Origin of the sequence: Paraburkholderia sp. A3BS-1L (genome assembly GCF_051125215.1) — a bacterium.
Taxonomy (GTDB): Bacteria; Pseudomonadota; Gammaproteobacteria; order Burkholderiales; family Burkholderiaceae; genus Paraburkholderia.
The window spans coordinates 516736-528293 of sequence record NZ_CP120443.1; the positions used below are offsets into that span (position 1 = coordinate 516736).

General features: G+C 62.0%; 3 protein-coding genes and 2 rRNA genes. All 5 read left to right on the top strand.

Translation table 11 applies throughout. The features are described from left to right. The first annotated feature begins 88 nt into the window (after positions 1-88). A 23S ribosomal RNA gene (locus P5W99_RS17535) occupies positions 89-2968 on the top strand. Between the two features lie 169 nt (positions 2969-3137). Then, positions 3138-3251, top strand: a 5S ribosomal RNA gene (gene rrf / locus P5W99_RS17540). An 809-nt stretch (positions 3252-4060) separates the two neighbouring features. Beyond that, positions 4061-5944 carry a DUF2138 family protein gene (locus tag P5W99_RS17545; RefSeq protein WP_434664014.1) on the top strand — a complete coding sequence of 628 codons (1884 nt, stop codon included), beginning with the start codon at positions 4061-4063 and terminating at the stop codon, positions 5942-5944. Between the two features lie 2 nt (positions 5945-5946). After that, positions 5947-6636: a DUF1175 domain-containing protein gene (locus tag P5W99_RS17550; protein ID WP_421026459.1), complete on the top strand. Its 690-nt coding sequence runs from the start codon at positions 5947-5949 to the stop codon at positions 6634-6636. Between the two features lie 8 nt (positions 6637-6644). Then, on the top strand, positions 6645-11558 hold the full coding sequence (locus tag P5W99_RS17555) for an alpha-2-macroglobulin family protein (protein WP_434664017.1): 4914 nt from the start codon (positions 6645-6647) through the stop codon (positions 11556-11558).

Here is an 11558-nt window from a genome sequence, read left to right on the forward strand (position 1 = left end):
TTAAGTTCCTCGAAAGAGGGCTTTGGAATACGGCACAACGCGAAAACTCAGCCTGTAGCGAGTGAGTCGAGAGACGCACCCGTTATAGGGTCAAGCGAACAAGTGCATGTGGTGGATGCCTTGGCGATCACAGGCGATGAAGGACGCGGTAGCCTGCGAAAAGCTCCGGGGAGCTGGCAAACAAGCTTTGATCCGGAGATGTCCGAATGGGGAAACCCACTCCGAATGGAGTATCCGTGACTGAATACATAGGTCACGTGAAGCGAACGCGGCGAACTGAAACATCTAAGTAGCCGCAGGAAAAGAAATCAACCGAGATTCCCAGAGTAGTGGCGAGCGAAATGGGATCAGCCTGCATTCTTTATCTGTACCGTTAGTCGAACGCTCTGGAAAGTGCGGCCATAGCAGGTGATAGCCCTGTAGACGAAAACGGAATGGAAGAACTAGGGATGCGACAAGTAGGGCGGGACACGTGAAATCCTGTCTGAAGATGGGGGGACCATCCTCCAAGGCTAAATACTCGTGATCGACCGATAGTGAACCAGTACCGTGAGGGAAAGGCGAAAAGAACCCCGGGAGGGGAGTGAAACAGATCCTGAAACCGCATGCATACAAACAGTCGGAGCCTCGCAAGGGGTGACGGCGTACCTTTTGTATAATGGGTCAGCGACTTACATTCAGTGGCAAGCTTAACCGAATAGGGCAGGCGTAGCGAAAGCGAGTCCGAACAGGGCGATTAGTCGCTGGGTGTAGACCCGAAACCAGGTGATCTATCCATGGCCAGGTTGAAGGCACGGTAACACGTGCTGGAGGACCGAACCCACTAACGTTGAAAAGTTAGGGGATGAGCTGTGGATAGGGGTGAAAGGCTAAACAAACCTGGAAATAGCTGGTTCTCTCCGAAAACTATTTAGGTAGTGCCTCGTGTATCACCTTCGGGGGTAGAGCACTGTCATGGTTGATGGGTCCATTGCGGATTACGTCGCCATAGCAAACTCCGAATACCGAAGAGTGCAATCACGGGAGACAGACATCGGGTGCTAACGTCCGGTGTCAAGAGGGAAACAACCCAGACCGCCAGCTAAGGTCCCCAAATATGGCTAAGTGGGAAACGAAGTGGGAAGGCTAAAACAGTCAGGAGGTTGGCTTAGAAGCAGCCACCCTTTAAAGAAAGCGTAATAGCTCACTGATCGAGTCGTCCTGCGCGGAAGATGTAACGGGGCTAAGCCATATACCGAAGCTGCGGATGCACATTTATGTGCATGGTAGGAGAGCGTTCTGTAAGCCTGCGAAGGTGCACTGGAAAGTGTGCTGGAGGTATCAGAAGTGCGAATGCTGACATGAGTAGCGATAAAGGGGGTGAAAGGCCCCCTCGCCGTAAGCCCAAGGTTTCCTACGCAACGTTCATCGGCGTAGGGTGAGTCGGCCCCTAAGGCGAGGCAGAAATGCGTAGCTGATGGGAAGCAGGTCAATATTCCTGCACTAGTGTTGAATGCGATGGGGGGACGGATCGCGGAAGGTTGTCCGGGTGTTGGAAGTCCCGGTCGCTGCATTGGAGAAGGCGCTTTGGCAAATCCGGGCGCGTAATTCAAGGGTGTGGCGCGAGCTTCTTCGGAAGCGAAGCAACTGGAAGGGGTTCCAGGAAAAGCCTCTAAGCTTCAGTTCAACATTAACCGTACCGCAAACCGACACAGGTGGGCGAGATGAGTATTCTAAGGCGCTTGAGAGAACTCGGGAGAAGGAACTCGGCAAATTGGTACCGTAACTTCGGGATAAGGTACGCCCTGGTAGCTTGAGGAGCCTGCGCTCCGAGGGTGAAGGGGTTGCAATAAACTGGTGGCTGCGACTGTTTAATAAAAACACAGCACTCTGCAAACACGAAAGTGGACGTATAGGGTGTGACGCCTGCCCGGTGCCGGAAGATTAAATGATGGGGTGCAAGCTCTTGATTGAAGTCCCGGTAAACGGCGGCCGTAACTATAACGGTCCTAAGGTAGCGAAATTCCTTGTCGGGTAAGTTCCGACCTGCACGAATGGCGTAACGATGGCCACACTGTCTCCTCCCGAGACTCAGCGAAGTTGAAGTGTTTGTGATGATGCAATCTCCCCGCGGCTAGACGGAAAGACCCCATGAACCTTTACTGTAGCTTTGCATTGGACTTTGAACCGGTTTGTGTAGGATAGGTGGGAGGCTGTGAAGTGTGGACGCCAGTCTGCATGGAGCCGTCCTTGAAATACCACCCTGATCTGTTTGAGGTTCTAACCTTGGCCCGTGATCCGGGTCGGGGACAGTGCATGGTAGGCAGTTTGACTGGGGCGGTCTCCTCCCAAAGTGTAACGGAGGAGTACGAAGGTACGCTAGGTACGGTCGGAAATCGTGCTGATAGTGCAATGGCATAAGCGTGCTTGACTGCGAGACTGACAAGTCGAGCAGGTGCGAAAGCAGGTCATAGTGATCCGGTGGTTCTGTATGGAAGGGCCATCGCTCAACGGATAAAAGGTACTCTGGGGATAACAGGCTGATACCGCCCAAGAGTTCATATCGACGGCGGTGTTTGGCACCTCGATGTCGGCTCATCTCATCCTGGGGCTGTAGCCGGTCCCAAGGGTATGGCTGTTCGCCATTTAAAGAGGTACGTGAGCTGGGTTTAAAACGTCGTGAGACAGTTTGGTCCCTATCTGCCGTGGGCGCTGGAAGTTTGAGGGGGCCTGCTCCTAGTACGAGAGGACCGGAGTGGACGAACCTCTGGTGTACCGGTTGTCACGCCAGTGGCATTGCCGGGTAGCTATGTTCGGAAGAGATAACCGCTGAAAGCATCTAAGCGGGAAACTCGCCTCAAGATGAGACTTCCCCGGGGACTTGATCCCCTTGAAGGGTCGTTCGAGACCAGGACGTTGATAGGTCAGGTGTGGAAGCGCAGTAATGCGTTAAGCTAACTGATACTAATTGCCCGTAAGGCTTGATCCTATAACAGGTGTGTCTTCCTCCCGGTGTGGAGTGAAGGACGCGCAGGTTGAGAGATCGGTGTTGTGCCGGAAACAACACAACCCCAAGAAACAGCACCTCTTTACGCTTCTTCCCGATTGGCTGTGGCGCCAGGTTCACCCAAACCCGTGCGACGCAGCAACCCGTCATGCCTGATGACCATAGCGAGCTGGTCCCACCCCTTCCCATCCCGAACAGGACCGTGAAACAGCTCCACGCCGATGATAGTGCGGATTGCCCGTGTGAAAGTAGGTAATCGTCAGGCTCCTCATGCAGTATGTCCAGAACCCCGGTGGCTCCGAATGAGCGCCGGGGTTCTGGCGTTTGCGTGCGTGGAAAATGGCGGCCCGGCGCAGTGCGCATGCGCAGGATGACTGACGCACCGCATTGCCGGCGGGAACGTACTTGATCTCGAGTGCCTTGCCGGACTTGATCGCAATGCAAGTATGCCCGGGACGGCGTGGGCAAATCCGCATAGCTTTTGGCTCTACTCGAGCCCTCGAGTGTCCACCAACAAAAAGAAGCATGGTGCCGTTGCCTTGCGCGGGCGTCATGCCTTGGGTTCGTGGGCGAGTTTGCTGGACTACTCAGAGAATGGCTGGACTCTATACGGTAAGCGGCCGCGACCTTTGAGGTGAGAAGCCTGGCGACCTGGTTTCTGCGGTCGCGCCCGCGAAGGCCATGAAATTGCGGCGCGCGAGCACGTGTGGGACCGAAGTGAAGGTCGTCTTGCTGCGTTGTCGTGAATGACGCCTCCTGTTTGCCCTGTTGATGAACTCATTCTAGTGCGCTGCCACACGGCGCACATCGACTCAATTCAGCGCCGCAATTCGGGCAATCAATAATGCGTCATGCAACGTGCACGACGATAAAACGTGAAAATATATGGATATTTCACGCACCCGGAATCATTCGCGGCATTTAGATAATTTTTACGGTAGTATCGCTGGCAACCGAAAATAGTCGCTCGCAGAGAGAGAACCGGCGTGCGGCAAGCAAGCGGCCGTGCGCCCTGCCAATGAGGGGTGCCGGTACAAAAGAAAACCGATACTCCAGTTCAGGGCGATTGATTCGATGAAGTTAACGCGCAAAAGAGCCGCGCTAACAGCCGCGGTTTTAATCGTTGCACTGGTCGCCATTCAGGCGATCTGGCGTCCATTCGGTGGAAGATCGACATTTCGGTCTCACGAAGTCGCTTTTGATATTCATTATCCCGACGCCATTATCGACAGCGCGGCCCTTTCGCGTTTGCCGCGCGACATGATTCGCGTGCCGTTGCTGCATACGCTGCTCACGCGCGATTTTGTCGACTATTACGAGTCCAATTCCACGCGTCTTTCCGCAGAAGGCGCTGTCCGGCGGCTCGCATTCGAACACGATCTCGACTGGAGCGACGAACTCATCAAGCGTGTATTCGATGAACCCTCGCGTGTGCTGCTATGGCGCTCGCCCGACGGCCGCCTCGGTTATTGGGTGATGACGGTGCGTCGCAACGGCCTCGCTAAGCTGATGCAGGCCGTGGGTAACGTCGCGACCGGCGACAGCCAGTTGAACCAGGCGGCCACGCTCTCCGGCGACGTGCCGGTCTACGCGCTCAAGCTCGCGGTCGGCCATACGCTGCTGTTCGCGGCGAAGGGCGAGCGGCTCATCATCATGTCGGAGCCAGGCATTTTGCTCGACGCGGACGGCAAGACGATCGGCGAGCGCGCGCAGGCGCTTGCGAAGATGCTCGATGACGGCGGCGACGATGCTCTGCGCACGTATCATCTCGAACGCGCGCCTGCCGAGGTGAACGGGCATCGGCTGATCGTCTCGGTCAATTATCTTTCATTCGGATATCAGGCTTTTTTCTCGGGCGTCAATGCGCTGCGTTTCGATTTCGGCGCGTCGGGCAAGAACGATGCGAGCGCGAGCGGCGCGTGGAGCACGGCCGCGCTCGTCGATCCCGCTCATCTGCCGCAGCACTGGGACAGCGCCGATCTCTGGCATGCGTTGCCCGCGAACGCGGCGGCCTGCGCGAGCCTGCCGGTCGACTGGAACGATGCTGCCGAATTACTCGGCAAGCTGGGCGAGGGCGAACAAGTGGCGTCGAAAGTTTTGCGCGAACGCTTCCCCGGACCCGCGGGCGTGTGCTGGTATGCGAAGTCGACAGTCGTGGCGCCCGTGTTCGTGGCGCGCCTCAAACCCGGGGCGGCGCAGGATCCGGCCCAACTGGCAGTGGTCAAAGGCGCGCTTGCGAGCGTCTTTGGTGACGCCATTGGCGCGTATGAAGCGAAGGCGGGCAATGAGGCAGGCTATCGCCGTTTGCCGGTGACGACGAAGGAGCCGTCTGCTGGCGTCACGCTGTGGACGCGCGCGGTGAGCGCGCGCTCAGGCACGGCGCAGAGCGCGGGCTCGTCCTACGCGGCGCAGCTTTCCGCGCCGCGCTACTTTCCGGTGACGCTCGCGCTCGCGCACGGCTATGTGGTGTTCTCGCCCGACGCGCGTCTCGTGGACGACACGCTCGCCGTGCTGGACAAGCGCTACCCGGCCATTGCCGATACGCTCTCGCCGCAGCGCCTGTCGACCACCATGGTGTCGATCACGCCGTCCACCGCGGCGGCGCTTGTGGAGCGCGAGGCCGGGCGCGCATTGCCGGTCGATCAGGAGGCGATCTTCCGCAACGCCGCGCGCACGCATTTGCTGCCGAAGCTGCACGCGGTGGCGAGCTACCCGCCGCTGGCGTTGAGCCTGCCGGGCTCGCTGCCTTCGTCGGCGGGCTGGGTGCCCGTGGAGTGGCATGTCGAGCCGCGAGCGGGCGTGGGACCGCGCGGCGACGCGGCAGCGGGGCATCCGCTGGGCGCAGGCCCGAAAGACGCGGACAACGATGCCGGCAAAGCCACCCTCGGCGACGCCAGCACAGACTCCGCACAGCATGCCGAAGACCAGCCGGCGCAGCCCGGCGCGAGCGGCGACTGATCGTGCGCCGCCGCTTTTTCCATCGATGCGCGGCGGCCGGAGCGGCCGCGCTCGGCGTGGCGCTTGCGGGCCCGGTGCGAGCGCTCATGCCAACGCAATCCGCGCCCGACCCCGACGCACTCACGCCCGGTCAGTCGACGATATTTCGTGCGTGGTTCGTGCGCATCGTCGATCAGCAGATGCGTCGCGGTCCCACGCCGCGCTGGACCCAGCGTGACTGCGCCGGCCTCGTGCGCTTTGCCGCCGTGGAGGCGCTGCGCGAGCATGACGCTCGCTGGCTCAAGGCTAACGGCATGAACGGCGCGGGCGACGCAAGCCGGCTGCCGCCCGAACTGCAACTGAGCCCGCAGCAGCGCGCGCTCGCGAGCCGCTGGACGCGCATCGATGGCAGCGTGGGCGCCTATGCCTCGGCTATTGCGCTCATTCAACGCAATAGCCGCTTCGTTTCGCGCGACGTCAATCAGGCGCTGCCTGGCGACCTGCTGTTCTTCGATCAGGGCGACGACCAGCATCTGATGATCTGGCTGGACCGCTACATCGCCTATCACACGGGCACCGTCACGCCGACCGATAGCGGTCTGCGCGCCGTCGCCATTTCCGACCTGATGCAATGGAAAGATTCCCGCTGGCAGCCGTTCGATGGCAATCCGAACTTCGTCGGTGTGTTTCGTTTCTCGTTCCTGACGCCATGAGTGCCGCCATGCAACGTCTGCTCTTCTCTCTGCGTTGCGCCGCGCCGTATTTCCCGCGCGTTTCCAATGCGAAATTCTTGGCACAGGCACGGATTTCCTATACGAAATACGGCGCATGTTCGGGCGCAGCGGCGCAGCTTGCAGCACTGATCGCGTTACTTGCGCTGTGTCTGGGCCTGGGGGCGGCGCCTGCCTGGGCTGACGAGGGCGACAACGCCGCACAGCAGAGCATCGACGCGAATCCCACGCTGGGCGCGCCGCCGCCCAGTGGCTACGACAGCCAGGTCGTGCAGGGCCAGCCGTTTTTCCTGCTTTCCGATGCGAGCTACGGCAGCAACCAGCTCGCGCAGGTGCGTCTGGAAGCACCGGGCCGCGAATTCCAGTCGGAGCTCGAAAGCTATGGCGGCGCCGATATCGTCGTCTACAGGGTGCCGAATCCACTCGAGTTTCTAAAGGCGCAGAAGAACCTGCATCGACTGAACATCAAGCCGAACTATCAGGGCGAGGGTCTCGCGAATACGCTCTCGTACCTGTGGGACCGCTGGCTCAGCGATGCGCGCCGCGCGTGGCAGCGCGTACTTTCGTTCGCGACGCGCAGCAAGGTCACCGAGGCGAAGCCCGAATTCAAGCTCGGCGAGCAACCGAACGCGCCCACGCATTTCGAGCCTCAAGCGCGCTTCGCGCCGCTGCGGGGCTACGAACTTGTCACGCGCTTCCGCTATCCGATCTGGAACGCGAAGACGATTCAGCCACCCAAGGGCGTGAACCTCGCAGGCAGTAGCAGCAACTTCCTGGAGGCGCAGTCGGGCAACGTGATGATTCCGGTCGGCAAACTGCCGCCGGGGCTCTATCTCGTCGAGGCGATGATCGGAAATTACCGCGCGCATACTCTGTTGTTCGTTTCCGATACGGTCGCGGTCGTGAAGGCTGCGTCGAGCGGTTTGCTGGTGTGGACGGCGCGGCGCGACAACGGCAAGCCGGTTGGCGGCACGGAAGTGAGCTGGACCGATGGCGTGGGCGTGCTGCAAAGCGGCTCCACCGGCGCGGATGGCGCGCTGATGCTCCAGCACGTCTCACCGGAGCGCAGCTACGTGATCGGCGGCGATCCGCAGGGCGGTGTTTTCGTATCGGAAAACTTCTACTACGACAGCGAGATCTACAACACCAAAATCTACGCGGTAACGGACAGGCCGCTCTATCGCCCTGGTGACGCTGTCCACGTGAAGTTCATCGGCCGCACGTTTCAGAGTGCGAATCAGTCGACGCCCGCCGCGCCCGCGCAGCTCAAGCTCGACGTGCTCGATCCGAACGGCGCGCCGATCGCGACGCGCAACGTGGATTTCGCATCGGAAAGCGGCGGCGAAACGACCTTCACGCTGCCGGCGGCCGCGCAGGGGGGCGGCTATACGCTGCGCTTCGACTACAACGGCAATAGCTACGGCGGTGCATTCCGCGTAGCGGAGTACGTGAAGCCGCACTTCGACGTCAATCTCACGATGGACAAGTCCGATTACGCGACCGGCGACGCGCCCAAGGGCAAGATCGCGCTGCGCTACCCGGACGGCAAGCCCGTGAAAAACGGCAAGGTGTCGGTCACGCTGCGCGCACAGAAAGTGGCGATCGTGGACGGCGAGTTGCGCTATTCGGGCCTCTTTCCCGTGAAGCTCGAACAGCAGGAACTGAAGACCGATAGCGACGGCAACGTCACGCTCACACTGCCCGCCGCGAAGGAGCCGAGCCGCTACGCGCTCACCCTGTTCGCGCAGGACGGCGCCGCGTATCGCGTGCGCGTGACGCGCGAAGTGCTGATCGCGCGCGGCGCGACGCAGTATCGCTTGAACACGGCCAAATCATTCTCGCAGCCGCACGAGCGCGTGACGTTCACGCTGGCCGGAGCGGCTGGGTCGGCCGGGGCGGCGAGTGCCAGCGCCAACCCAGGCAGCAACACGAACGCGGTGCCGGCGCACAAACCGGCGAAGTGGGAACGGGTGCGTCTGGAGTCGCAGACGAAGGCCGACGGAACGCTACCCGCAGCGAGCCCGGACGGCCGCGTGAGCTTCCCGATTCAATTCGACGAACCGGGCTCGTACATGCTCTCGGTAAAGGACGACGCGGGCAACCTGCTCGCAGCGGTCAGCCACTGGGTGGCGGGCGATGGCCTCAAGGCGATTCCCGGCAGCGTCGAAGTGGTGTTCGACCGGGACCGCTACAAGATCGGCGATACGGCCGAAGCGCTCATCACGTTCCCGTATGCCGTGGACGATGCGTTGCTCACGCTCGAACGCGACAGCGTGGAAGCGCGCGCACTGCTTTCGACGGGCGCGGACTGGCTGACGCTCACGCGCGTTGCCCCTGCGCAATGGAAAGCGCGCATCAAGGTCGGCCCGGAGTTCGCTCCCAACATGACGTTCTCGGTGCTCTACGTGCACGACGGCGAATACGTATTCCAGAACGCTGGCATCGTGGTCGCGAAGCCGTCGATCGATCTCGCCGTGAAGAGCGACAAGTCCGTCTACGCGCCGGGCGAAACCGTGACGCTCGATCTGGGCAGCACGCTTGGCGGCAAGGCGCTGCCCGCTCGTCTCACCGTGAGCGTGGTCGACGAAATGGTGTACGTGCTGCAACCCGAAATTGCGCCTGACATCGTGGACTTCTTTTATCATCCGCGCCGCAACAATGTGCGCACGACGTCGAGTCTTTCGTTCATTACCTACGACCTCGCGCTTTCGGCGATGCGCGGCGCGACCGGTGGCCCGCAGCGCGGGCAGTACAACGAACGCGGCGTGAAGGTGCTGGAGCGCCCGCGTCGCGACGACATCGACACGGCAGCATGGCAGGCCGATCTGCAAACCGATGCGAGCGGCCACACGCGCATGACCTTCCGCATGCCCGATGCACTCGCGCGCTGGCGCATTACCGTGCGGGCGATTTCCGCGGACGGCACGGTGGGGCAGCGCACTGCGTATGTGCACTCGGACAAACCGCTCTATCTGAAATGGAGCGGCCCTGCGAGCTTCCGCAGCGGCGACCAGCCGGCGATCGACATGCTCGCGTTCAACCAGGGCTCGTCCGATGTGGATGCGCAATGGACGGTCGACGGCGCGGGCCTCGCGCTCGATCGCAAGGTCACGCTCAAGCCCGGCGCGAATTACCTGGCACTGCCGCGCGTGGCGCTCACGCCGGGGCTCGTCGATGCGAGCCTGCGCGTAGGCGGCAAGGAGATGGACCGCCTGCAGACTTCGGTGAGCCTTGGCGCGCCGGGCTGGCTCGATCTACGCGAAATGCCCGTCGCGCTAGACGCCAATCCGAAGCCGCTCGCGCTCGCACCCGATGCGCAGGACGTGCGCGTGCGCATCGTTTCGACGGGAACGAGCCAGTTTGCGCGCGTGGCCGACGATCTCATCGCTTACCCATACGGCTGCGCCGAGCAGACCTCGAGCCGTCTGATTCCGCTCGCACTTGCACACGATGCGCTGGGCAGCGATGCCGATGGTTCAGCGGCGGGCGTCGCTACGCCTCAGAGCACGGCGCTGGGTCTCGAGGCGCGTTTGCGTAATCAGCGCCAGCGGCTCGCGTTGCTCGCAGGCATCAATGGCGCGTTCGGCTGGTGGGGCGACACCACAGGGGGCAGCGCGTTCATTACGGCCTACGCGTACTACGCGGACTGGCTCGCGAGCCGCAGCCTCGGCATCTCGCTGCCGGACAGCAACTGGCAGCACGCGCTCGATATCTATCGCGACAGCGGCGCGAAAGAGCCGTTGCTGCATCGTGCGCTGGCGCTCTGGCTGCTGCAGCAGATGGGGCAGCCCGTGGCGACGCCCGTGTCAGGCGTCGCAGGGCAGCTCGCGCAACGGGCGTCGTCGATGTTCGATCAGGATGCCAAATCATCTCGCGACGCATACGGCGTGGAAGACAGTCTCGTGTTTGCCGCGCCAGATTCGCCGCGCGGCCTGCAAACGGCCGTGGTGCTGACTGCGTGGACGGCACGTGCAACGAACGCGAGCCTGCCCGAAGGTTTCGATGCGCTGGCCGCGCGCGCACGCGCGTCGCTCATGACGAATCCGACGCCGCTGATCCAGGGCTTGCTGGCCATGGCCGGCGACGCAGGCACACCCGTGGATGCAAACGCCGTGCTCGCGCAGAGCAGTGCGACCTATCCGACCGTCGACCGCGCGCTCACGTTGCTGTGGCTGCGCAAGGCCATGGGCGGCGCGCGCGCGCGAGATGCGGCACAGCCGTTGCCCGCACTGCACGGCAGTGGCTGGGCGCGCACGACGACGCCCACGGGCGCAACCCTCTGGAAGTGGACGGGCGCGGCTTTGCCAACTTCGCTCGACGTGGGTGGCGCAAATCCTGATGTTTCGGCGCTGGTTTCGTACCGCAGCCGTGCGGGCCACGCGAGCCGCCTGCCCGTGAAGATCGAGCGCACGCTTTATCGGCTCGATCCGATCGCGCCGTCGAGCGACGCTGAAAAGCAGGCGGGTCGCGCCACGTTCGAGGCGCATCGCATGAAGACCGGCGACGCCATCGATAGCAACGCGCTTTACGTCGACGAAGTCACGCTCACGCCGCAGGACAAATCGGCGCTGCATTACGGCTTGCTCGACGTGCCGCTGCCGCCGGGCGGGTCCGTGGAGGCGACGAGCTGGGGCGTGAGCATTGCCGGGCTGCCCCGCCCAGGCGAGGGCGGCAGCGGTCCGCAGCCGTTCGCGCGCGCGGCCAGCTACGAAATGGGCGAGCTCGGCTATCACCAGCCCGTGCCTTTGCTCGATCGTCCCGTGGCGCTGCGCCAACTCGTGCGCTTCGCTCTGCCTGGCATGTTCACGATGCCGCCCGCACGCTACTTCCGCATGTACCAGCCGGAGCAGAAGGCGTATGAAGGCGGCCGCAGCGACCGCATGGTCACGCTGCGCATCGAGTGA